Raw genomic sequence first — 23,346 nt, 5'->3', positions numbered from 1 at the left:
CTTATTTTTGATAATGATAAGGAGTCCAACATGAGTGGACATCAAGGGCATGACCATAGTCATGCAGTCGTTACTGAAGGCAATGCAAAAAAACTTACGATTGCGTTGGTATTAACTTCAACATTCTTAATCGTTGAGGTGGTCGCGGGTTTAATTACACAAAGTTTAGCCTTATTGTCCGATGCTGCGCATATGTTTACCGATGCTGCTGCTTTGGCGATAGCTCTAGCTGCAATTAAAATTGCTAAAAGGCCAGCGGATAATAAGCGTACTTTTGGCTATCAACGTTTTGAAATTCTGGCGGCATTATTTAACGCGTCGATGCTATTCTTTGTGGCAATCTATATTCTTTACGAAGCCTACCAGCGTTTTACTCAGCCTCCTGAGATTCAAAGTGTTGGCATGCTGATCGTGGCTTCATTAGGTCTGATCATCAATTTGATTTCGATGAAGATTTTAATGTCGAGTGCAGCGGAAAGCCTGAATATGAAGGGTGCTTATCTCGAAGTATTGAGCGATGCATTGGGTTCGGTCGGTGTGATCATTGGTGCGATTGTGATTTATTTCACCAATTGGTACTGGGTGGACACCATTCTTGCGGTTGCTATTGGTTTCTGGGTCTTACCAAGAACATGGATTCTGCTCAGACAAAGTATCAATATTTTGTTGGAAGGCGTACCAGAAGAAGTCGATATTGAGAAACTACGTAATGATTTGCTGGCATTGGACGGTGTTGAGAGCATCCACCAATTGAAGGTATGGGCGATCACATCAAAGAATATTCATCTCACGGTACATCTCTTTGCACCGAATGTAGATCGTAATCAGCTACATCGTGCAGCAATTGATATGTTGGCGCATGAACATGAGATTGGTGAGGTGACGTTGCAAATTGAAGATGATGCAGAAATGAATTGTCAGCATACCCATCAACAGAATGAAGAAGTAGCACATGATCCTTCACATCAGCATTAAGCTGATGTGAGGTGTAAGGCTTTTAATGCAATCTTAATTCTGCCATTCGTTATTGCAGTCACGGCATTTCCAATGCTTTTGTGCCTGCATAAAGGATTGCATTGAAATTTTAAAATCAGGCAGATCACGCCAGAATAAAACGCCTGCAATGACACAGATGGCAAAGACCACCACAGTCGCGATTTGTAGACCTTGACCAGCGCCATTGCCAAAAATCCACATCGCAACACTAATCAAGACCAAGATCAATAAAATGAAAATAGCTGGAACAAGAAGCACTAAACTTTTTGGTACATTTGGGCGCGGACTATTGGCACCCTGACTCGCAGGCATAATTTTCACACTTTGACATTTTGGGCAACGATATTGCATAAAGGATTCCTATTCTGTTTTGTCTATTTTAGCGAAATTTATGTAAAAGCAAAAATCCTGAGCGTTTCAAATACATAAATTTACTTATTATTTCTATTGTACAGATATTGAGACCTGCGTATATGATCGCGTAGAAGGTCAGGCTACAGCTCGTCTAAAGCTATTCGCAAAAGGGTGTTCAGTCTGCTAAGTTGCGAGATGAACTGGCTCAATAGTGCGAAAGGAACCGCATGCTACCCACCAAGATTCTAAAATTGCGTTTGTCACGCATACAGAAAGGAAAAGAGCATCTTTCAACTCAAGATAAGTTGATGCTGGTGAGCATGGAAAGTCCTGATCTGAGTGCGCATTTCCTATTGCGGTTATTTAAAGTTTCTTTACCCAAGCAGTGGAAATTTAAACATGAGAATGATGAAGATATTCTTTATTCCACAGAATTGATTCAACTGATTGAAGATGAACTGCTCACTGCTTATGAAGTTCATGCGCGTAAATATGCTTGGTATGAACAATGTCTAATGTATCGGCTCAATTTCATCGTTACACAGCCCACACAGCAGCAAATCAACGGCTATCTACGTCAACTTGATCATTGTCTAGATCAACAACCAAAAATTGAGTTACTCAGCTATTTCCAACAGCACTATCCGAGTGCGCAGCATGCAGTTGCTTTGGCTAACGCCTATGCGGGCGCGACAGAATATACTCAAGCCATTGAGTTATATGAATGGGCAGCCCAGCAATCTACTCAGCGTAATGAAATTGCGTTTTATGCCTATATTGAGTGTTTATTAAATCGAAATGAGTCTAAATATAAACTGCATGTGAGTGATGCTGAATATGCTATGAATCTGTTAATTCACTATCAAAAGCCCATTGATCAGAAAAATTATAATCAGACATTACAGCGTGCTGCGAGTCAGTTATTGCCTGAATCCATCTTAAAAACACGAGCGATTGAAACCAATATTTTGGCAGATGTCGGAAGGGGATTAAACTCATTAGGGAAATCTATCAATGGGATGCTGGGCGGCAAGCAATCGCATATCCCTTTTAGTCAAGCCATGATTGCAAGTGCACCACAACTGTTAAGTGAAACTAGCATTATTGAATGTTTAGCGCAGTCAGAAGACTTACAAAAGGCGCTACAACATCTGCTACAGATTGAAGCTAGCTCTCAACAACGTGATACAGCATATTTGCTTGGGCAGTTCTGGCGAGCAATGCAACACGATACAGATGCTTTGCAAGTCTTGTTGCAACCTGTGAAAAAAGTTGAGTTGACCAATTTACTTGTTCAGACGAAATCGACACAAATAGCCGATCTACAGTTGGGGCAAATTCAGATCATTTTAGAGCAAGGTCTTATGGCTTATTTGGGGGATGTACGTTTGAATAAACAACATCCAGAGCGAGCTGCTTTATATGCACAGCGTGACATCGTGGTTTATGAAATGACGGTCTTTGCGAAATGGTTCTACCAAGCGCTTTTAAATCCTTATTTACAACGACAGCTGCAGCAATTCAAACAAGTCGATCACTTGTTTAAGCTGTGGGATGAAGTCGCGCTCAGTAGTCGATTATTCGCTTTGCAGTTTGAAATGCGCAACCGTGCTCGAGATTTATCAGTGTGGATGCAGACCAAGCTAGAACAATGCAATGAATCTGATCGGATACAAGTAGCTTGGGTTGCACTACGTGAATTATCAAATTTTGGTATTGGGCAAGAAAAAGTACAACTACTTGAGTCTGCCTTGGAGCATTATAAAGTGCTTCGTCTGAGTCAGATTCAAACGGTACACGCAGAGAATAAACAACAGTTTGTCGCGACGGATGAGGAGCTAGAATTTCGGAATGAAAGAGGCGATTTGAAGACCTAAATAATTTGGCACTGCACAACAAAAATACGCAAATTGCCGTGTGGGACATGCTAATCTACAGAAAAACGTCTAATAAGTTCAGAAAGCAGATCGACACTCATATGAAATGAGTCAGCAAGAAAGGGAAGAGGGAGAACATCTTGAATCGACAAGATGATAAAAAGGCGATGTTCGATATTATGCCAGCAGATGAATCTTCATCTGATGAAAAACCATCATTATCACGTCGGCTGATCAATAAAACATTGCAACATGCACAAGATGCGGTTGAGTTTGCCAGCGATACGTCACGTAATATTGCGGGTGTGGCAGATGCGGCACTCGATGCTCTAGATCATGTGACACATCATACCAAGCGTGGCGTTGAAGGGGTGCGCAATACCGTTCGTGACATGGTTTCAGAAACCAGTGAGGCAGCACGTCAAGTCGCTTTGACGATGGCGAGAGCATCGTTAGGGAAAAGCAGTCTCACCTTATATTTACCTGAAATGCTGCTCAATAATCAGATCCGAAAACGCATGGATCGTTCTGAAATTGATGATATTAAAATTGAATGCGGTAATGATCGTTTCCACATCGAGTTAGATGGGCATTACCGTCGTTTTCTGTATCGTCTTTCGCTCGAATTCAATGTGCTGGAATGCCGTATCGGGCAGGAAAAATATTTGCGTTTGCGTCAAGTTGATGAGCATCTTGATTTACAGATCCGTCATGGCGGTACTTTAACAAACTGGGCCGCACGTCGGGTGGGTAATGTCAGTTTTGAGGTGATTAACTCCTTACCGATTCCCTTCCTGATTAATCATCTGATTCGCGATGTGCCAGGCATTCAAAAGGAAGGACACCGCCTTTGGTATATTGATTTGGAAGAAGCGGGTTTTATTGATTTCATTAATAATCGTTCTTGGATGGTTGATAAACTTTTAAGTCTGACTGATTTTAGTATTTTACCAGGTTTGAATATTCTGCAAGAAAGTCGTGATTTGGTACAACAACTGGTGGACCAATTTGAGATTCGAGGTTTACGAGTACAATCAGGCCGTTTAGAAGTTCAGGTCGGAATTGGAAGTGAATAGGCAATAAAAAAGCCACTGTCAATGCAGTGGCTTTTTTAGAATTTGGCGTCCCTACGGGGATTCGAACCCCGGTTACCGCCGTGAAAGGGCGATGTCCTAGGCCTCTAGACGATAGGGACTTATCGTGAGGAGATTTACCTATGGCGAAGATATTAAATATATCATGTGCCGCTAGGCCTAAATTCTCGGCAAAAATGTTAATCTTTGCTTTTCCTCGAATTTAGTGGCGTCCCTACGGGGATTCGAACCCCGGTTACCGCCGTGAAAGGGCGATGTCCTAGGCCTCTAGACGATAGGGACGTTTCAGAGGTGGGCGTATATTAGGGTGAATTAGATAGGGTGTCAAACACTTTTCTGAATAAAACTTAAAAAAAGTGAATAAGTGTCTAAAAATAAAACATATCGCAGAATAAATAATCAAAAATAAGTAGTTAAGCGAAAAAAACACCACATAAATAGTACATCTACAGACATAAAAAATGCAGCTTAAGCTGCATTTTTTATGGGATTTGATTATTTACGATCACGATAAAACACGTAATGACTTAAATAACAGGCTGCAATAAACAGTAAACAGCCAATAAAGCCAGCCTGCATCTCAGGATCTGCTGCCATACTTAAACCGGTAATGAAACAGAAGATGAAACCGAGAATTGGGACAATTGGATAAAGTGGCGCAGCAAATTTCAAATCTTTTGCAGAATGGCCTGCTTTATACCACTGGCGTCTAAAGTTAAACTGACTTAAACAGATGCTCATCCACACAATGACCATAGTGAATGCAGCGATACCCAATAAATTCTTGAAAATTGTTTCAGGCGCAAAGTGTTCTGATAAAAGTCCTGGGATTGCACCAAACATGGTCACGACAAGCGCAATAATCGGCGTTCCACTCTTAGATAGTCTTGAGAAAACACTTGGTAGCTGACGCTGATCTGAGAGAGACCACATCATACGTGATGCAGCATACAGACCCGAGTTTGCTGCAGACAACAAAGCCGTAATAATCACGAAACGGATAATGTCATCGGCATAAGGAATACCAATATAATTAAACACCGTAACGAACGGGCTGCTACTGACACCTTCAGTACCCAAACCTGCGGCTTGGAAAGGAAGCAGTGCACTAATCACAATGATCGTACCGACAAAGAAAATTAATAAACGCCAGATGGCGGCATTAATCGCCTTAGGCACATTTTCAGCGGGGTCTTTGGTTTCACCTGCCGCCACACCAATCAGCTCTGTACCCGAGAAGGCGAAGTTAACAATCAGCATGGTGGTAAAGATTGGAATTAAACCTTGCGGGAACCAACCATGTGCAGTCAAGTTATGGAACAGTGGTGCTGATTCATAACCTTGGAAGGGAATCAGGCCAAAAATAGCCAACAAGCCCAAAATAATGAAGGCAATCACGGTCACTACTTTAACCAAGGCTAACCAAAACTCAGATTCAGCAAACATGCGTGTTGAACTAAGATTGAGCCCTAAAATGGTAACTGCAAAAATAATGGTCCAGATCCACATGGAAATATGTGGGAACCATTCCTGCATCAGCAAGGCGGCAGCGGTAAATTCTGTCCCTAAGGTGGCAGTCCATGTGAGCCAATAGACCCAAGAAATCATGTAACCCGTGCCTGGACCAATATATTTTTGAGCGTATGCACCAAAAGATCCAGCAACAGGCATATGTACTGCAAGTTCACCTAAACAGAGCATGACCATATAGGCAATCAAACCACCTAACACATAGGCAATAATTGCACCCACAGGGCCAGTTTGAGCGATAACTTCACCAGAACCTAAAAATAAACCTGTACCGATTGCACCGCCTAAAGAAAGCATAACTAAATGGCGAGTGCTCATTGCACGTTTTAAAGTTTTTGATTCTGAATGCGTATTCGAGTTGGAAGATTGCATACGACAATTTGTCCAAGCATAGAGAAGCGGCTATTTTATGGAAAATTCGAAAATGTGCAATCTGATTCAGGCAAGATTGTGAGAAAAATATAATTATTAGATAAACAAAATTTGGCGTCCCTACGGGGATTCGAACCCCGGTTACCGCCGTGAAAGGGCGATGTCCTAGGCCTCTAGACGATAGGGACAGATGAGGCAACACAAATAAGGTTTGGTGGAGCCAAGCAGGATCGAACTGCTGACCTCTACAATGCCATTGTAGCGCTCTACCAACTGAGCTATGACCCCCAGATTGTGTGAGCGCAATATTAGGGGGAATGCGCTCACACGTCAATCATTAAACTGAATTAAGTCTCACTATTTGCATCATTTTTCGGCAGTTTTAGTGATTCATTTAGCTTTTCCCAAACTTTCAGTTCTTTCTTGCTCGGTGCGCCCACAATCTCTAAAGCATGACGCAAGCGTGCAAAGGTCAAATCTGGACCCAATGTCACCATGGATTGCATCACTGGCGTAGAGCTGGTTGAACCTGCAATCGCAATAAAGAAAGCTGGCATGAAATCACGAAGTTTAACTTCCATCTGATTGGCCAAGTCCATCAAGGTTTGACTCACCGTGTCATTATTCCAGCTGAACTGACTTTCTAAGCGCCAAATTGCAAACTGTAGGCTCTGACGAACTTGTTCTTCTGTCAGTTTTTTGCTTTCAAATTGCGCTTTGCTGATTTGTGGCATGTGATTGAAATAGAAACCAGCCCAATTCACTGCTTCAGAGAGTAAGTTGATACGTGGTTGAATCGCTGCAGCAATCTCCTCAAGCGTTTGACGATCACTTTTCCATGCCAATAAACGGTCTAACAGTTGCCCGGGTGTTAATGCTTTGATCCATTGACCATTGAGCCAGTTCAGTTTCTCAACATCAAAGATCGGACCGCCAAGAGAAACACGTTGTACATCAAAGTTTTCAATCATGTCTTGCAGGGTAAATACTTCACGCTCATCAGGCATTGACCAACCCATACGGCCTAAATAATTCAATAATGCCTCTGGTAATACACCGATGTCGCGATAATAGTTGATTGACGTCGGATTTTTACGTTTAGATAATTTTGACTTGTCTGGGTTACGCAACAATGGCATATGGCACAGAGTTGGCATGTCCCAACCGAAATATTGATACAGCAATTGATGCTTCGGTGCAGATGGCAACCACTCTTCACCACGTAATACATGAGTGATTTCCATTAAGTGGTCATCTACTACGTTTGCAAGGTGGTAAGTTGGCAAACCATCTGTTTTTAACAGCACTTGCATGTCGACTTGCACCCATGGGATCTCAACTTCACCACGGAGTAAGTCATTAATTTTACAAATGCCTTCTTCCGGTACTTTCATACGAATAACGTGAGGTTCACCCGCAGCAAGACGACGTTGTACTTCTTCTGGAGATAGTTTTAAGCCACGACCATCATATTTTGGTGTTTCGCCACGTGCTTGCTGTTCAGCGCGCATTTGGTCAAGCTCTTCTGCGGTTGCAAAACAGTAGAATGCATGACCTTTTTCAATTAATTCAAGTGCGTATTGCTTATAAATGCCCATTCGCTCTGATTGGCGATATGGTGCATGTGGACCACCAACATCTGGGCCTTCAGACCAATTCAGCCCTAACCAGCGCAAAGAATCTAAAATCATTTTTTCAGATTCTGGTGTTGAACGAAGTTGATCCGTATCTTCAATACGTAAAATAAATTCACCGCCATGTTGTTTGGCAAAACATAAATTAAATAACGCAATATAAGCAGTACCTACATGGGGGAAACCTGTAGGAGAAGGCGCAATACGGGTACGGACTTTCATAAATGATCGGGGCTTAAATTAAAATTGAGACCATTATAACGAAAAAGCCTAGTCACGGCATGACTAGGCTTGATTTAAACATGTGAAGGGGCACATATTTAAAAAATATTAAGAAGTGTGCGGTTGGAATATGATTTGAACGAAACGAGAAAAACGCTCATGTTGGCTGGCAAAGAAGGTCTGAGTTGGTGTTGTACGAATCGTATTCAACATTTTTAACTCATCATCTGTTGACGGCAACATCGATGTATTACGTTTTTGTTGATCCAGTGCTTTAACAATTAAGCTTGAAGAAGATTTATCAATTGTTCTTATGTTATTGCTTTCTTTAATTGCTGCCGCATGTCCAAATTGAATAGAACATACTAAAAATAAGCTTAAGCTTAGCGTTTTTTTCAAATTTAATGCTCGCATTGCTCACATCCCCTTATATGATTTTGAGTCTACAAGACTAACCAAACAACTATAGTATTGCTTTAATAATACGATTTAAACATAAATTTTAATAAAAAAGTTGATATATGTCACACTTTTTACAAAAATATAAAAATTTGACACATCCTAGTGTATATTTATAGCAGTGTGGCTACTTTGTGTACAACTGGAATTTAGCAAGCAAATGTGTAGAAAAAGTGGAGAATGATAATTTTTCTCATTTTTCCATGGAAATAGCAGGCTGAGTATCGTTTAAATACAGGAAATACGGGCTAGGGCTATATCTTAAAAATAGAATAGCAATAAATTTATTGGTATAACTATATGATTGTAAATTATTTTTAAAGAAATATAGTGGTGACAAACGGGGCGAAATGAGTAAACAATAAATGAAAACTGTCATCGCAGCAGCATTGTTGGCGTTGGGCTTAAATAGTGTAGCACAAGCGGCAACTACTTTTTTAAACGTGTCTTATGATCCAACACGTGAGTTTTATCAAGAATACAATCAAGCATTTGGTCAGTACTGGAAAAAAAGAACAGGACAGGATGTTGACTTTAAACAGTCACATGGCGGCTCGGGTAAACAGGCACGTTCAGTCATTGATGGCTTGCAGGCAGACGTTGTAACGCTCGCATTGGCCAATGATATTGATGAAATTGCCAATGCAGGTTTAATCCGTAAAGACTGGCAAAAACAATTTAAAGATAACTCTGCACCTTACACCTCAACCGTAGTGTTCTTAGTGCGTAAAGGCAATCCAAAAAATATTCGTGACTGGAATGATTTGACAAAAACGGGTGTTGAAATCATTACACCAAACCCAAAAACGGGTGGTGCACCACGCTGGATTTATTTATCGGCTTGGGGTTATGCATTGAAACAGCCTGGTGGTAATGATGTTAAGGCACGTGAATTGGTGAAAAAGCTTTATCAAAATGTCAAAGTCTTAGACTCTGGTGCACGTGGTTCACTCACCACTTTTGCTGAGCGTGGTATTGGTGACGTGTTGTTGTCTTGGGAAAATGAGGCGTTATTGGCAACTCAAGGCCTAGGGAAAGACAAATTTGAAATTGTGTATCCATCGATTTCGATTTTGGCTGAACCTTCTGTGGCAATTGTTGATAAAACCGTCGATAAAAATGGCAACCGTCAGTTAGCGCGTGGTTACTTAAATTTCCTTTATTCACCTTTAGGGCAAGAACTGGCTGCGAAATATTATTTCCGTCCACGTAACCCGCAAGTTGCTGCCAAATATGCTCAGCAATTTCCAAAGATTAAGCTGTTCAAGATTAATGACGTATTTGGTGGTTGGGCAAAAGCGCAAAAAACACATTTTGTGAATGGTGCGATTTTTGACCAGATTTATGCGGAAAAACCATAAATTTAGTTCTCATTCAAATTGGTACAAAAAGTAGAAAAGCAAATACGCGCTGTATTTGCTTTTTTGTTGGCTGAAAAATGATAAGAAAACGGTTTTATCTATGAAAAGTTAAGAATTCTCTACAAAAAGTCGTTTGGTGCTGACATAAAACAAGGTGATAATGTGCAGTTACATTTTCAGCTGTTGATTCATTTCTTATGTCGCATATTTCTGTCTTACTTCATGAAACCGTTGATGGCGTATTGGCAGGTCGCGATACTGGTATTTTTGTCGATGCGACCTTTGGTCGTGGTGGTCATACCAAGCTATTACTTTCAAAACTCGACCAAAACGCGCGCGTTTACGCTTTCGATAAAGATCCACAAGCCCTTGAAGTTGCAGCACAATTAGAAAAAGAAGATCCACGTTTTAAAATTATTCATGCCAGTTTTGCTGATATTCAATCTGAACTCGCCCACATTGGTCTGACTGAAGTCGATGGCATTATGGCTGACTTAGGCGTGTCATCGCCGCAATTGGACCAAGCTGAACGTGGTTTCAGCTTTATGCAAAACGGGCCATTGGATATGCGAATGGACAATTCGCAAGGCTTAACCGCAGCAGAGTGGTTGCTTCAGATTGAAGAAGAAAAACTCGCAAACATTATTTACCAATATGGCGAAGAACGTTATAGCCGTCGTATTGCCAAAGCCATTAAATTGGCAGGTGAAATGACAACGACAGCCCAACTGGCAGAAGTGGTTAAAACCGCACATCCAAAGTGGGAGAAGCATAAGCATCCTGCAACGCGTACTTTCCAAGCGATTCGTATTGCCATTAACAAAGAACTCGATGATATCGAGACATTTTTACCGCAAGCTGTCACATTATTAAAACCAACTGCGCAGCTGGCAGTGATTAGCTTTCATTCTTTGGAAGATCGTTTAATCAAGCAGTTTATTCAAAAAGAATCGAGTTTGGCCGAAGATTCAGGTTGGGGCATGCCTCAAGCACGGGTCGATACTCGACGTTTAAAGAAAGTTTCTCGTATTCGTGCGAGTGAAGCAGAAGTAAAAGCAAATCCTCGTTCGCGTAGTGCATGGCTACGTGTGGCTGAGCGTTTAGAGCAAAAAGGCTGAGAATGAACAACAAGAATGATGACGACGTTAAAACAAGCAGCAGAAAAGGACTGAAAAAGGTTGTTGTGTATGCTGTACTCGTTGCATTGGTGTTTACAAGTGCGATGATGGTGGTATTCCAAGTCTTTGAATACCGTCATGATTATCGTGACTTGAGTGCATATATGCGTGAAAGAGATGATTTAAACGCTGAATGGGGGCGTTTATTGATTGAACAGCAAACCTTTGGTGCAACCGCACAGATTGGTTCTCGCGCAGTCACACAACTCCGTATGTTCTCACCGCCAGCAACGCAGACGGTCGTGATTTCTTTACCTATGACTTCAAAGCAAGATAAATAAGGCATGCTGTATGGCAGATAAGCGAAGTAAACCAATACGAAAAAAACAGCAGTCTATTTCTGAAAGACCGACCCTTGCTTTGGATATGTGGCGATTTTATCTGCTTTGGGGAACGGTGCTGCTTTGTTTTGTGGTGTTGATTGCACGTGCGTTCTATGTGCAAGTGGTCAATAAAGACTTTTTGCAAAATAAGGCCAATGCCAATATTTTAAGGACTGAGCGTTTAGAGGCGATGCGTGGCGTGATTAGTGATCGCCATGGTGTACCTTTGGCGATTAGTACTCCGATCATGAAAATCGTGATGGACCCAAGAGATTATTGGGAAACCAAACAGCAATTTGATGAGATTACAGCTGAACTCAAAAAAGACCCGAATAATCGTAAATTAAAACGTCAATTGCCCGATAAAAACTTGAACCTAGATGAACTGGCAGATGCCGTTGGTGTAGATCGTGCTGATTTAAAGAAACAAATGCAGGCACGTCCACGTTCACGTTACTTGGTTTTGCAAAAAGAAATTCCACCACAGCAAGCTGACTTGATTACCAAGCGTAATTTCCAAGGCGTTTATGCAGAGAAAAGTTATAAACGCTACTACCCACAACCGCAGCCGAATGCACAGATTATTGGTTTGACCAATAGTGAAGGGGTAGGGATTGAAGGTTTGGAAATGCAACTGAATAAACAGTTGTCAGGTATGGATGGTGAACAGAAAATTATCCGCGATAAAAAGGGTAATCGTCTGAAAGTTTCAGAAGTGATTAAAGAAGTTGAATCAGGTGAAAATGTCACACTGAGCATCGATTCACGTTTGCAATATATTATGTATCGTGAATTGACCGCTGCGGGTGTCGCCAATAATGCACGTTCAGCAACGGCGATTGCAGTCGATGTTAAAACGGGTGAAATTTTGGCGATGACCAGTTGGCCATCTTATAACCCGAATGATAAAAATGGTCTCAGTAATAAAGATGCGATGCGTAACCGTGGCGCGATTGATATGTTTGAGCCAGGTTCGACCATGAAGCCATTTACCGTGGCTGCTGCCTTGGAAAGTGGTAAATACACACCGAATACCATTGTAAATACCTCACCAGGATCAATGCGTTTAGGTTGGCATACCATTCGTGATACACATAACTATGGTGCTTTAACCGTTTCTGGGGTGATTATTAAATCCTCAAACGTAGGCTCGGCTAAAATCGCCTTGTCTTTACCAAAAGATACGGTTCCTTCATTCTTTAGACGTGCTGGTTTCGGTCATCGTTCAGCGGTGAAATTTCCGGGCGAAAGTTCTGGTTTGCTTTATTCGGGTGATAAGCTTAATCCGTCGCAATTGGGAACCATGGCCTATGGTTATGGTTTGAATGCAACCATTTTGCAGGTGGCACAAGGGTACGCCATGTTGGCAAATCATGGCGTACAAATGCCATTGAGTTTGCGAAAACTAGATAAGGCCCCAGAAGGCACACAGGTGTTGAGTCCTAAAATTGCCGATCAAGTACTCACTATGCTTGAGCAAGTGACCATGCCTGGTGGTACGGCTAAGCAAGCGGTAATTCCTGGCTATCGTGTGGGAGGGAAGACAGGGACAGCACATAAATTACGTGCAGACCGTAAAGGGTACTCAAACAATGAATATCGTGCTTTATTTGCAGGTGTTGCACCAATCAGCGATCCGCGTTTAGCCATGATCGTCGTGGTTGAAAACCCGCAAGGCCGTTATTACGGTGGTTTGGTTGCAGCGCCAGTATTTGCACGCATCATGCAAGAATCTTTACGGCTTTTGAATGTGCCTTTAGATAAGCCACTTGATACTTCTATAAAGTCCAATCCGTAGGTAAATTATGTCGATTCGTTTCCAACAGATACACCCGATCAGCATAGATGCGGCTTGGTATACACAGCCATTTAAAGGTTTCAGTTTAGATAGCCGTAAAGTTGCTGCTGGTCAAATTTTTATTGCTTTGAATAGCTATAGTCAACCTGAAAAAACACGCCAGTTTGCGCAAAATGCTTTGGATGCAGGTGCATTGGCCGTAATCAGTGAGGCACCATTAGGTCTCGCAAACGAATGGGTTTGTGCTGATGTCCGTTATCAGATGGGCGAATGGCAGAAGCAATATTTACAAGCAATCGACCCTGTTCAGCCTTTACGTGGTATTGCGGTGACAGGAACCAATGGCAAAACCACGATTTCACGCCTGATTGCGGAACTGATCAGTTCCCAAGGTAAAGGTTGTGCAGTGATGGGCACGACAGGCAACGGTATTCTGCCAAACTTAACACCATCCACGCATACCACTTTGGATGCACTGCAACTACAGCATGCGTTACATGGCTATGCAAAACAAGGTGCGAGTTTTGTTGCACTGGAAGCCAGTTCACATGGTTTGGAGCAAGGGCGCTTGAACGGCTGTGAGCTTGAAATTGCGGTGTACAGTAATTTAAGTCGTGACCATCTGGATTATCACGGTACTTTGGAGGCTTATGCTGAAGCCAAAGCTTTATTATTCAAATTCACTACCTTAAAAGCCGTAGTGATTAACTTGGATGATGCACATGCACATCTAATGTTAGATGCTGCGAAGGCTAATCCAGCACAACCTAAAATTCTGACTTATTCTTTAACTCAGACGACAGCGGATTACCATATTGCAGATTTGCAATATCGCTTGAGTGGGGCAAGTTTTACATTAATCGCTCCGACAGGTCACTATGTAGTGCAAAGTCCATTACTTGGGCAGTTTAATGTTGAGAATTTATTGGCAAGTTTGATCGCAGCAGAGTATGCGGGCTTTGCCTTGGCTGATTTGATTCAGTTCGTACCGCAACTCAAAGGTGCACCTGGACGTATGCAAGTCATTCAAGATGCTGAGCGTCTATTTGTCGTTGATTATGCGCATACACCTGATGCCTTGATCCAAGTACTGACCACATTGAAACGTCATGTCACGGGTCGGTTATGGGCTGTATTTGGTTGCGGCGGAGACCGTGATCGTGGTAAACGTCCGCTGATGACTCAAGCTGCACTTGATCATGCCAATCCCGTTGTGCTTACTTCGGATAATCCACGAACTGAAAATCCTGAACAGATTTTTGCAGATATGAAGCAAAGCATCAACTTCGCAGACCATGACATGTATGAAATTCATGATCGTCGTGAAGCGATTAAATGTGTGGTGGCGCAAGCCCAAGCAGGTGATATTGTGGTGATTGCAGGCAAAGGACATGAAAACTATCAGGAAATTGATGGCGTTCGTCATTGGTTTGATGATGTGGTTGAGGTGCAGTCTGCGATTGATGCACAGCCCCATCCCATCGATTCAGCCTATCCTGCGCAATAAGGTTAAAAGGTAAATAAAGCGTATGCATACTTCAACGACCAGTACTGTTCCATTACAACCTTGGACCGCAGAACAATTACAACAAGCGACCCAAGGCGAGTGGTTTCAACAAAATATTCCACAAGGTGAAATTAAACGTATTTTAACGGATTCACGTCATGCAGAAGCAGGTGATGCTTTCCTTGCATTAAAGGGTGAACGGTTTGATGCACATAACTTTGTGGCACAAGTAGCAGCACAAGGGTGCCAAATTGCGATTGTTGATCATCCTGTCGATGCCGATATTGCACAGCTGATCGTCAAGGACACTCGTTTGGCTTTGGGGCAGTTAGGTGCTTACCGCCGTCAACAAAACCCACAGTTGAAAGTCATTGCCTTAACGGGAAGTAGTGGTAAAACCACCACTAAAGAAATGCTGGGCAGTATTCTATCTCGTTTGGCACCAACACTGATCACGCGTGGCAACCTAAATAATGATCTTGGTGTTCCGATGATGTTACTTGAGCTGCGTCCTGAGCATCAATATGCCGTGATGGAGTTAGGCGCCAGCCATCAAGGTGAAATTGATTACACCTCGAATTTGGTGCAGCCGCATGTGGCAGGGATTTTGAATATTGGTACAGCACACTTAGGTGAGTTTGGTGGGCGCGAAGGCATTTGTCGTGCTAAATCAGAAATCTATGCGCATATTCTGCCTCAAGGTACTGCCGTCGTTCCTGCACAAGATGATTTTGCAGCAAGTATTCGTGAAAATGCTCAGGCCCATTCGATTCTAAGCTTTGGTGAAGGCGGTGATATTTTTGCGACAGATGTGCAATTGCATCCTCAATCGGCACAATTTAACTTACACACCCTACAAGGGAGTCGTGGAGTAAATTTACCATTTGCAGGTGCGCATAATGTACAAAATGCAGCAGCAGCGACCGCATTTGCCTTGGCGATTGGCATTGCACTGGATGACATTGTACTAGGTTTAGAGCAAGCACAAGGTGCCAAAGGTCGTCTGAACTTTATTCAACAGCAACACCATTTGTTTATTGATGATACCTATAATGCGAACCCAACCTCAATGCGCGCAGCAGCACAGGTGCTTTTGCAGCAGCAGGGCTTAAAAGTCATGGTGATGGGTGATATTGGGGAGCTAGGTGACAGTAGCTGGCAAGAGCATCATGATCTCGGAAGAGATTTATCGTTGTTGCCTTTGGAACATTTGGTTGTCGTCGGTGAATTTGCTGCTGCAGCGAAACAAGGTTCATCCCATTCAGAAAAGCTACATGCATTTGCAACACAGGCAGAAGCATTACCGTTTTTAATTAATTTAGTCCAAACACATCAACCCCAGTCAATGAGTTTCCTATTCAAAGGGTCTCGTTATACCCATATGGAAACGTTGATGGCTGACTTGATGGAGAAAATTTAAATGTTGTTATGGTTATTTGAGCAACTGGCGGACTATAACAGTTCGTTTCAGGTTGTTCGTTATTTAACATTGCGCTCTTTGTTGAGCTTACTGACGGCCTTGACGATCGGACTGGTTTTAGGTCCAGTCATGATTCGTAAATTACAAGCATTAAAATATGGTCAGGCAGTAAGTTCTTTTGCGCCTGAAAACCATGCCAAAAAAATGGGAACCCCAACCATGGGTGGGATTCTCATTTTACTCTCCATCGGGATTAGTACGTTACTGTGGGCAGATTTATCCAATCCATATGTTTGGATTGTAATGGGTGTGATGGTGGTATTTGGTGCTGTCGGTTGGGCCGATGACTGGATTAAAGTCCGTTACAAAGACAATGCCGGTTTACCAGCACGTAAGAAGTTTTTCTGGACTTCAGTAGCGTCTTTGGGTGCAGGTATTGCCTTATATGTGATTGCGAAACAACAAGACAGTGTCGAGCATACGGCAGATATGTTGGATTTGCTGATCCCGTTCTTCAAGAATCTTTCCATTCCGCTTTCAGCTGTGCCATTGGGTTTAGCCTTTATTGCATTCACTTACTTGGTGATTAATGGTGCATCGAATGCGGTTAATCTGACCGATGGCTTAGACGGTTTGGCAATTATGCCAATTGTTATGGTCGCGGCAGGCTTAGGTGTATTTGCTTATTTATCGGGTGATATTCGTTTTGCCAATTATTTACATATTCCTTATGTAAAATATACCTCTGAATTGGTGGTGATCTGTTCGGCTATGATCGGTGCTGGTTTGGCCTTCCTTTGGTACAATGCCCATCCAGCTCAAGTATTTATGGGTGATGTCGGCGCATTGGCTCTTGGTGCGATGCTCGGTACCATTGCGGTGATGGTGCGTCAGGAAATCGTATTTGCCATTATGGGTGGGGTATTCGTGATGGAAGCGGTCTCTGTGTTCTTGCAGATTGGTTCATTGCGGATGCGTAATAAGCGTGTTTTCTTGATGGCACCTTTGCATCATCATTATGAAAAGCAAGGCTGGAAAGAAACCCAAGTCGTTATCCGTTTTTGGATTATTACCATTTTCTTGGTTGTACTTGGCTTAATGACGCTAAAATTACGTTAAACCATGATTCAAGAAAGAAGCTGGTGAAGACCAGCTTTTTTTATGTTTGGAGAAAATAGATGAGTTTTTTGATGTGTCCTGTTTGTCGCCAATCCTTGAATTTGGTTGAAAATTCTTGGCGATGTGAAAAAGGGCATCATTATGATGTAGCTAAACAAGGCTATGTCAATTTACATGTGGTGCAGCATAAACATAGCAAGTCACCTGGAGATACTCCTGAGTCCGTACAGGCACGCCGTGAGTTTTTGCAAGCAGGTTTTTATCAGCCTTTGCAGCAAGCTGTGGTTGAGCTACTACAGCAACTTAAACCCCAAGCAGTTTTAGATATTGGTTGTGGTGAGGGCTATTACACCAGTGCCATGCAAGCGTATACCCAACAGTGTATTGGTGTTGATATCGCCAAAACGGCAGTTCAGCGCGCAGCAAAGTTAAATGCAGATGTGATATGGGTGGTGGGAACGGGTGCAACCTTACCCGTGCAAGATCATTCGATTGACATTTGTACCAGCTTGTTTAGCCCGATTCCACAAGAAGAAATAATCAGAGTATTGGATGATGAAGGTTTTTTACTTGTCGTAACGCCCGCACCAAGACATCTTTATGATTTGCGCGAAGCGTTATTTGAGCAAGTGAATTTGCATGAACCTCAAAAATTTGTAGAGCAGTTAGATGCTCAGTTTGAGTTGAAGCAGGCACAAATTGTTGAAGCACCCATGCAGTTAGATCAACAGGCTTTAAAGAATTTAATTGCGATGACGCCTTATGCTTATAAGGCGAATCCTGAACGACGCAAAGTACTTGAGCAAGCGCAGCAATTTGCAGTGACTGCTGCCTTTCAGATTTATCTGTTCCAAAAAAGAAAGAAGCCATCAATGTGATGGCTTCTTTTTTATTTACTGGATTTGATTGATCAAGTGCTCAATCCCATCCCTTTCTTTTGGCGGTGGGTTCTGTGAAGTTGAACCCATTGCAGGTGGCTGCTTTTTCGCTGGAACAATCGGTTGTTCATCAGTCACTGGGGTTGTTCCAGGTAAGTCTGAAAAATCATTTTGTGTTGAGCGAACAGGTGCAACTGGTGCAGGACGATAAAGTGGACGCGCCAATGGTGGAGAGGCGCGATATTCTTTTTTATCTTCGCTTTGCTGGATCTGTAACTTATCACGAGAGATTGGATCTTTCGCTTCTTTATCCAAACGCACCCAAGCAGATGGCGTATCTTTTAAAGATTTGCCCATAAAGTTGGTCCAGATCGGAAGGGCAGCAACGCCACCATATTCACGACGACCTAGTGTACGCGGTTGGTCAAAGCCCACCCATGCGATTGCAACCAACTTACCATTGAAACCTGCGAACCAAGCATCTTTTGCATCATTAGTTGTTCCTGTTTTGCCGCCTAAATCATCACGCCCAATTTTAAGTGCAGCTCGACCAGTACCGTGTTGGATTACATCGCGGAGGATGTTTGCCATATCGTAAGCAGAGCTTGATTTTAAAATGCGTTGCGCTTGACGATAGTCACTGTTGGTTTTTGCTGTTTGGGTGGCATCAGCAGTCAATATTGGTGCTTCAGAGGCAGCAATTGCATCATCTAAAGTCTGATTGGTCACTTCGGTTACTTGGTCTTTAGATTTATCTTTGCCTGTTTCAGCAGTTTGCTGCTCTGTACCTGCATTTGGATTGCTAATACATGGGATACATGCATAGTCAGGTTTTGCTTCATAAATAACTTTGCCTGAAGCATCCTCAATACGTTTAATGAAGTGCGGTTGGACGCGATATCCACCATTGGCAAAAGTGGCATAACCTGTTGCCATTTGTACAGGCAGTACCTGTGGTGTACCGAGCGCAATGGTGTAGTTACGTGGAATCTGGTCTTCTTGTAAACCAAAGTCCATAAATAATTGGCGTGTACGTTCAATTCCAACATTCTGTAATAAACGTACTGAAACTGTGTTTCGGGATAAATAGAGGGCACGACGTAAAGGGATCATGCCTAGGTAACGGCCATCAGAGTTTCTTGGAGACCATTTACCAATGGTGATTGGACTATCATTGACCATGCTATACGGGGTCATGCCACGCTCTAAAGCCAAGGCATAAACGAATGGTTTAATGGTTGAACCCGGTTGTCTCCAGCCTTGTACAGCACGGTTAAATTTAGATTGATAAAAGTTATATCCACCCACTACCGCTTCAATTGCACCATCATTTGGATTGATCGCAATGAGCTGTCCTTGAACCTTGGGTACTTGAACCAAAGACCAGACCGTTTTGCCCTCATTCGGGCGTAGACGAATAATATCTTTGACTTTAACAATTTGTGATGCATTCGATGGCGCACCACCGACACTATTGGCGTTACGATACGGACGAACCCATGACATGCCAGACCAGTTGACGGTAACTGTTGAGCCATCCTGCATCAATGCATGAAAAGAATTATTGTTGACCTTGATGACTTGTGCTGGATAAGTATTTGCATAAGCGATGAACTGCTTAAGTGGTTTGTCATGTGCTTCAGGACCACGCCAACCATGACGACGGTCATAGGCTTCCAAACCATCTTGAATCGCTTGCTCTGCATAACGTTGGCGGTTGCTATCAATCGTAGTGTAGACCTTGTATCCCGAGTCAACCGCTTGCTCGCCAAAATGTTCGACTAACTCTGATCGAACCATTTCTCCTACATAGGGAAACACATTGCTCACTGAGCGATCCATCATATTTAAATTGATCGGTTCTGCGACCGCTTGTTGATATTGGTTTTGGTTGAGATAACCCAGTTGTAACATACGTCCTAAAATCCAGTTACGACGCTCAAGGGCGCGCTCAGGATTGACCACTGGATTGTATTTTGATGGTGCTTTAGGTAGGCCTGCAATCATTGCCATTTGCGCAGTGGTTAGTTCATTCAGGTTCTTGTTGTAATAGACCCGTACAGCGGCTGCAATACCATAGGCATTTTTACCGAGGAAAATTTTATTAACATAAGCGGTCAGAATTTCTTGTTTTGTTAAGTTTTGTTCGATTTTACGTGCCAGAAAAACCTCGGTTAGTTTGCGTCTAAGCGTTCGGTCTGGACTTAAATAATAGTTTTTTGCGACCTGCATGGTAATGGTTGAGCCCCCAGTTTGGACATCAGAACCAGTTACAGATTCAGTTAGTGCTCGCCCGAGTCCTTTGAAGCTAATGCCATTATGCTCAAAAAAAGACGAATCTTCGGCTGCTAAAAAGCCATGAATAAAAGTTGGGGGGATCTGTTCATACTTAACAGGAATCGATAATTTTCCGCCATATTCCGCAATCAGCTGATTATCTGTCGTGTAGACTTGCAATGGTTTTTGTAAAGGCGCTTTTTTGAGTGAGCTCATATCTGGCAGCGAAGGTGCGAGATAGAGATACATGCCATAAAATCCCATTGGAAGTGAGACTAAGATAATAATAACGATCAAAAAAAATGGCCGAACAATACCAGAACTGGATAGCTTTTTCATAATAAGTAAGTTTTAATAAGAGCGAATGGCAAACTAATTGTGGTCAGTATATCCTTTAGAAATGCGGATTGTTAGATGAGTTATTGTATCCGTAGCAATTAAAGACCAAAACAAATTAGTGTGTTGTATTTTTGGGGATAAAAAAATAAATAGGAAAGTACTGTGCTCAGGTTATATCGTAAACCAAATAAGGGGTTAGTAGGTGTCGATATTAGTTCGACAACTGTTAAATTATTGGAGCTCTCTGTAAAGAACGGTAGATATTGGGTTGAAAGTTATGCAGTGATGCCATTGCCTGAAAGCAGTGTGGTTGAAAAAAGCATACTGAATCCAGAGGCGGTGGGTGATGCGCTTGAGAGAGTCATTAACCTTGCAAATCCTCACACCACCAATGTTGCTATTGCGGTGCCTACTTCTATGGTCATTAACAAGATCATAGAAATGGATGCCGACATGACGGATGACGAACGTGAAGTTCAAATTCGTATGGATGCTGAGCAATACATTCCGTTCCCATTAGATGAAGTAAGTCTTGATTTTGAAGTTTTGCCTGATCGTTTAGCTAATCCAAATCGGGTGAATGTACTTTTGGTCGCTACGCGTACTGAGAATGTTGATACACGTGTAGAAGTGCTGGAACTTGCGGGCTTGACCGCAAAAATTGCAGAAGTTGAAAGCTATGCAATGGAGCGCGCATTCCAAGTATTTGCAGACACTCTGCCAATGGGGGCAAATACAGTTGGCATTTTAGATATTGGTCATACCATGACCACTTTATCTGTAATGCAAAAAGGCAAGATTATCTACACACGTGAGCAAGTGTTTGGTGGACGCCAACTGACCCAAGATGTACAAAGTCGTTATGGCTTGTCTTTTGAGGAAGCTGGACGCGCTAAAAAAGAAAGAAGCTTGCCTGATGATTATGATACGGAAGTCCTTGAACCCTTTTTGGATGCAGTGGTCCAACAGGCTGCACGTTCACTCCAGTTCTTCTTTTCATCTTCTCAGTTTAACGAAATTGACCATATTCTGTTGGCTGGCGGGAATGCCAATATTCCAGGCCTTGCCAAGTTATTACAACAAAAATTAGGTTATCGCGTCACCATTGCCAATCCATTTTTACAAATGGGTTTTTCTCCGCAAATTGATATTAAAAAAATTGAAAATGATGCTTCCTCTTTAATGGTTGCATGTGGTTTGGCATTGAGGAGTTTTGATTAATGGCAAAGATTAACTTACTCCCTTGGCGTGATGAGCTAAGAGAACAAAGAAAGAAACAGTTTATTGCATTTTGTGTTGGGGTTGCTGCATTAGGGGTTGCATCGGTTTTCTCGGGGTGGATGTATTTTGATCATAAATTGAATGATCAAGAGCAAGCCAATCAACTGATCGTCAGTACCAATCAAAATTTAGATACGCAATTAAAAGCACTAGATGGTTTGCAAGAACGCCGCAATGCCATCATCGAACGGATGAAGCTGATTCAAGGCTTACAAGGGCAACGTCCAGTTACGGTCCGTTTGGTGGATGAATTGGTACGAGTGACGCCGCCAACCATGTATTTAACCAAGTTTAGCCGGACAGGTGATAAGTTCACGATTGAAGGGAAGGCTGAAAGCCCGAACACTGTGGCTGAGCTACTACGTAACTTAGAGGCTTCGCCTTGGTATCGTAATGCCTTTATGAATTCATTCTTGGCGGTAGACGAAAACAAAAATAAAGATAAAACAGCAAGCTCGCTGGTTCCTCGTGTTGAGGAAAATTATGGCAGCTTTGTTGTTACTGTCGATTTAGGTGAGATTGGTACAACGGCAGAAGCTGCACCAACATCAGAACAGGCCGCATCAGGGGTAGCAGCAGCGGGAGTGGCGAAATGAACCAAGATGAATTGAATCAAGACACCGTCGCTGCGAAGAAAAAGAAGATGTCCGTCGAGCAATTCTTCCAGCAATTTAATACGCTGGATATGAATAACTATGGTAGTTGGCCGCTCTCGGTTAAAATTACTTGCTGGATTTTCGTCTTCTTGGCTGTTGCTGCATTGGGGTATTTTGTGGTGATCAAGTCTCAACTTGAATCTATTGCAAATGAGCAAGCCAAAGAACAAAGTTTACTCAATGAGTTTAAAGAAAAAGACTCAAAATTACGTAATTTGCAACAATATCAGGCACAGCTTCAAGAAATGGAAGCGAACTTTAATCAACAATTAGAGCAATTGCCAAAAGAAACAGAAATTCCAAGTCTGGTTGAGGACATTAACTTAACAGGTGTGAACTCTGGCCTGAAGTTTAAAAATATCCGACTTGAGAGTGAAGTTAAACAAGAATTCTTTATTGAGCAGCCAATTAGTATTGATGCTACAGGCGACTACCATGCTTTTGGTGCGTTTGTAACAGGTATCGCGGCTTTACCTCGTATCGTGACTTTGCATGACTTTACGGTTGAAGCAAAAGAAGATACGCAGAAAAAATCTGACATCCCTGTAGTGAATTATACGGTAAAAGCAAAGACTTATCGTTATGTCGGTGCGGATGATCAAACAAATAATGTTGCAAGTGCATCAACAGCTCAAGCAGCAACTACTCCACCTGCGCAAGGAGGAAAATAG

Annotated in this window: 19 protein-coding genes and 4 tRNA genes; 14 read left to right on the top strand and 9 right to left on the bottom strand. The window is 42.4% G+C overall.

Annotated features, from left to right (window positions below; all coding sequences use genetic code 11):
- Positions 1–30 precede the first annotated feature (30 nt).
- Positions 31–975, top strand: a complete 945-nt coding sequence (locus F909_RS13940) for a cation diffusion facilitator family transporter (protein ID WP_005147397.1) — start codon at positions 31–33, stop codon at positions 973–975.
- Between the two features lie 33 nt (positions 976–1,008).
- On the opposite strand, the gene F909_RS13945 is transcribed toward F909_RS13940, so the two are convergent.
- Positions 1,009–1,347, bottom strand: a complete 339-nt coding sequence (locus F909_RS13945) for a hypothetical protein (RefSeq protein ID WP_005147394.1) — start codon at positions 1,345–1,347, stop codon at positions 1,009–1,011.
- Positions 1,348–1,577: 230 nt separating this feature from the next.
- Here F909_RS13945 and F909_RS13950 point away from each other — a divergent pair, with 230 nt between their 5' ends.
- Both F909_RS13950 and F909_RS13955 read left to right on the top strand, forming a co-directional pair.
- Positions 1,578–3,227 carry a hypothetical protein gene (locus F909_RS13950; protein ID WP_005147391.1) on the top strand — a complete coding sequence of 550 codons (1,650 nt, stop codon included), beginning with the start codon at positions 1,578–1,580 and terminating at the stop codon, positions 3,225–3,227.
- 140 nt (positions 3,228–3,367) lie between these two features.
- A complete protein-coding gene (locus F909_RS13955) occupies positions 3,368–4,303 on the top strand; it encodes a hypothetical protein (protein WP_005147387.1) in 936 nt (311 codons plus the stop codon).
- A gap of 43 nt (positions 4,304–4,346) precedes the next feature.
- Here F909_RS13955 and F909_RS13960 read toward each other — a convergent pair.
- The 7 genes from F909_RS13960 to F909_RS13990 form a co-directional block, all read right to left on the bottom strand.
- Positions 4,347–4,422: transfer RNA gene (locus tag F909_RS13960), tRNA-Glu, on the bottom strand.
- A gap of 105 nt (positions 4,423–4,527) precedes the next feature.
- Positions 4,528–4,603 (bottom strand) — tRNA-Glu (locus F909_RS13965).
- Between the two features lie 213 nt (positions 4,604–4,816).
- A complete protein-coding gene (locus F909_RS13970) occupies positions 4,817–6,223 on the bottom strand; it encodes an amino acid permease (RefSeq protein ID WP_005147382.1) in 1,407 nt (468 codons plus the stop codon).
- A gap of 112 nt (positions 6,224–6,335) precedes the next feature.
- A tRNA-Glu gene (locus F909_RS13975) sits at positions 6,336–6,411 on the bottom strand.
- Positions 6,412–6,435: 24 nt separating this feature from the next.
- A tRNA-Ala gene (locus F909_RS13980) sits at positions 6,436–6,511 on the bottom strand.
- Positions 6,512–6,570: 59 nt separating this feature from the next.
- The gene (gltX, locus tag F909_RS13985) at positions 6,571–8,079 is read right to left on the bottom strand and encodes a glutamate--tRNA ligase (RefSeq protein WP_005147380.1); all 1,509 of its coding nucleotides are present in this window, start codon (positions 8,077–8,079) and stop codon (positions 6,571–6,573) included.
- Between the two features lie 108 nt (positions 8,080–8,187).
- Entirely contained in the window at positions 8,188–8,493 is a 306-nt protein-coding gene (locus F909_RS13990) for a hypothetical protein (protein WP_005147371.1), read from the bottom strand.
- A gap of 410 nt (positions 8,494–8,903) precedes the next feature.
- On the opposite strand from F909_RS13990, the gene F909_RS13995 reads away from it, so the two are divergent.
- From F909_RS13995 to F909_RS14030, 8 genes are all read left to right on the top strand, one after another.
- Positions 8,904–9,899 carry a sulfate ABC transporter substrate-binding protein gene (locus tag F909_RS13995; protein ID WP_005147370.1) on the top strand — a complete coding sequence of 332 codons (996 nt, stop codon included), beginning with the start codon at positions 8,904–8,906 and terminating at the stop codon, positions 9,897–9,899.
- Positions 9,900–10,096: 197 nt separating this feature from the next.
- On the top strand, positions 10,097–11,017 hold the full coding sequence (gene rsmH / locus F909_RS14000; RefSeq protein WP_005147368.1) for a 16S rRNA (cytosine(1402)-N(4))-methyltransferase RsmH: 921 nt from the start codon (positions 10,097–10,099) through the stop codon (positions 11,015–11,017).
- A 2-nt stretch (positions 11,018–11,019) separates the two neighbouring features.
- Positions 11,020–11,358, top strand: coding sequence for a cell division protein FtsL (locus F909_RS14005; RefSeq protein ID WP_005147367.1), 339 nt, complete (start codon positions 11,020–11,022; stop codon positions 11,356–11,358).
- A gap of 10 nt (positions 11,359–11,368) precedes the next feature.
- On the top strand, positions 11,369–13,198 hold the full coding sequence (ftsI, locus tag F909_RS14010) for a penicillin-binding protein PBP3 (RefSeq protein WP_005147362.1): 1,830 nt from the start codon (positions 11,369–11,371) through the stop codon (positions 13,196–13,198).
- 7 nt (positions 13,199–13,205) lie between these two features.
- Positions 13,206–14,705: a UDP-N-acetylmuramoyl-L-alanyl-D-glutamate--2,6-diaminopimelate ligase gene (locus F909_RS14015; RefSeq protein ID WP_005147361.1), complete on the top strand. Its 1,500-nt coding sequence runs from the start codon at positions 13,206–13,208 to the stop codon at positions 14,703–14,705.
- 22 nt (positions 14,706–14,727) lie between these two features.
- On the top strand, positions 14,728–16,125 hold the full coding sequence (locus F909_RS14020) for a UDP-N-acetylmuramoyl-tripeptide--D-alanyl-D-alanine ligase (protein ID WP_005147360.1): 1,398 nt from the start codon (positions 14,728–14,730) through the stop codon (positions 16,123–16,125).
- On the top strand, positions 16,126–17,244 hold the full coding sequence (gene mraY / locus F909_RS14025) for a phospho-N-acetylmuramoyl-pentapeptide-transferase (protein ID WP_005147352.1): 1,119 nt from the start codon (positions 16,126–16,128) through the stop codon (positions 17,242–17,244).
- 59 nt (positions 17,245–17,303) lie between these two features.
- Positions 17,304–18,122 carry a putative RNA methyltransferase gene (locus F909_RS14030; RefSeq protein ID WP_005147347.1) on the top strand — a complete coding sequence of 273 codons (819 nt, stop codon included), beginning with the start codon at positions 17,304–17,306 and terminating at the stop codon, positions 18,120–18,122.
- Positions 18,123–18,137: 15 nt separating this feature from the next.
- Here the strand turns inward: F909_RS14030 and ponA are convergent, their stop codons facing one another.
- Positions 18,138–20,738 (bottom strand): penicillin-binding protein PBP1a, encoded by a 2,601-nt coding sequence (gene ponA, locus F909_RS14035; RefSeq protein WP_032877709.1) that lies wholly within the window; start codon positions 20,736–20,738, stop codon positions 18,138–18,140.
- Between the two features lie 162 nt (positions 20,739–20,900).
- On the opposite strand from ponA, the gene F909_RS14040 reads away from it, so the two are divergent.
- The 3 genes from F909_RS14040 to F909_RS14050 are packed head-to-tail and all read left to right on the top strand — an operon-like array spanning position 20,901 to position 23,346.
- The gene (locus tag F909_RS14040; RefSeq protein WP_005147345.1) at positions 20,901–21,959 is read left to right on the top strand and encodes a pilus assembly protein PilM; all 1,059 of its coding nucleotides are present in this window, start codon (positions 20,901–20,903) and stop codon (positions 21,957–21,959) included.
- Complete coding sequence (locus F909_RS14045) at positions 21,959–22,615, top strand: PilN domain-containing protein (protein ID WP_005147344.1); 657 nt, start codon at positions 21,959–21,961, stop codon at positions 22,613–22,615. The genes F909_RS14040 and F909_RS14045 overlap by 1 nt, the downstream gene beginning before the upstream one ends.
- On the top strand, positions 22,612–23,346 hold the full coding sequence (locus F909_RS14050) for a type IV pilus inner membrane component PilO (RefSeq protein WP_005147342.1): 735 nt from the start codon (positions 22,612–22,614) through the stop codon (positions 23,344–23,346). Before F909_RS14045 ends, F909_RS14050 begins: the two co-directional genes overlap by 4 nt.

It is taken from the genome of Acinetobacter sp. ANC 3929, from assembly GCF_000369405.1.
Lineage (GTDB): Bacteria > Pseudomonadota > Gammaproteobacteria > Pseudomonadales > Moraxellaceae > Acinetobacter.
The sequence above is the reverse complement of the archived record's forward strand: the minus strand, read 5'-3'. Positions and strand labels throughout refer to the sequence as shown.

Coding starts and splice junctions, on each gene's coding strand:
- F909_RS13940 (WP_005147397.1), top strand. CDS start 31: ATGAGTGGACATCAAGGGCATGACCATAGTCATGCAGTCGTTACTGAA.
- F909_RS13945 (WP_005147394.1), bottom strand. CDS start 1,347: ATGCAATATCGTTGCCCAAAATGTCAAAGTGTGAAAATTATGCCTGCG.
- F909_RS13950 (WP_005147391.1), top strand. CDS start 1,578: ATGCTACCCACCAAGATTCTAAAATTGCGTTTGTCACGCATACAGAAA.
- F909_RS13970 (WP_005147382.1), bottom strand. CDS start 6,223: ATGCAATCTTCCAACTCGAATACGCATTCAGAATCAAAAACTTTAAAA.
- gltX (WP_005147380.1), bottom strand. CDS start 8,079: ATGAAAGTCCGTACCCGTATTGCGCCTTCTCCTACAGGTTTCCCCCAT.
- F909_RS13990 (WP_005147371.1), bottom strand. CDS start 8,493: ATGCGAGCATTAAATTTGAAAAAAACGCTAAGCTTAAGCTTATTTTTA.
- F909_RS13995 (WP_005147370.1), top strand. CDS start 8,904: ATGAAAACTGTCATCGCAGCAGCATTGTTGGCGTTGGGCTTAAATAGT.
- rsmH (WP_005147368.1), top strand. CDS start 10,097: ATGTCGCATATTTCTGTCTTACTTCATGAAACCGTTGATGGCGTATTG.
- F909_RS14005 (WP_005147367.1), top strand. CDS start 11,020: ATGAACAACAAGAATGATGACGACGTTAAAACAAGCAGCAGAAAAGGA.
- ftsI (WP_005147362.1), top strand. CDS start 11,369: ATGGCAGATAAGCGAAGTAAACCAATACGAAAAAAACAGCAGTCTATT.
- F909_RS14015 (WP_005147361.1), top strand. CDS start 13,206: ATGTCGATTCGTTTCCAACAGATACACCCGATCAGCATAGATGCGGCT.
- F909_RS14020 (WP_005147360.1), top strand. CDS start 14,728: ATGCATACTTCAACGACCAGTACTGTTCCATTACAACCTTGGACCGCA.
- mraY (WP_005147352.1), top strand. CDS start 16,126: ATGTTGTTATGGTTATTTGAGCAACTGGCGGACTATAACAGTTCGTTT.
- F909_RS14030 (WP_005147347.1), top strand. CDS start 17,304: ATGAGTTTTTTGATGTGTCCTGTTTGTCGCCAATCCTTGAATTTGGTT.
- ponA (WP_032877709.1), bottom strand. CDS start 20,738: ATGAAAAAGCTATCCAGTTCTGGTATTGTTCGGCCATTTTTTTTGATC.
- F909_RS14045 (WP_005147344.1), top strand. CDS start 21,959: ATGGCAAAGATTAACTTACTCCCTTGGCGTGATGAGCTAAGAGAACAA.
- F909_RS14050 (WP_005147342.1), top strand. CDS start 22,612: ATGAACCAAGATGAATTGAATCAAGACACCGTCGCTGCGAAGAAAAAG.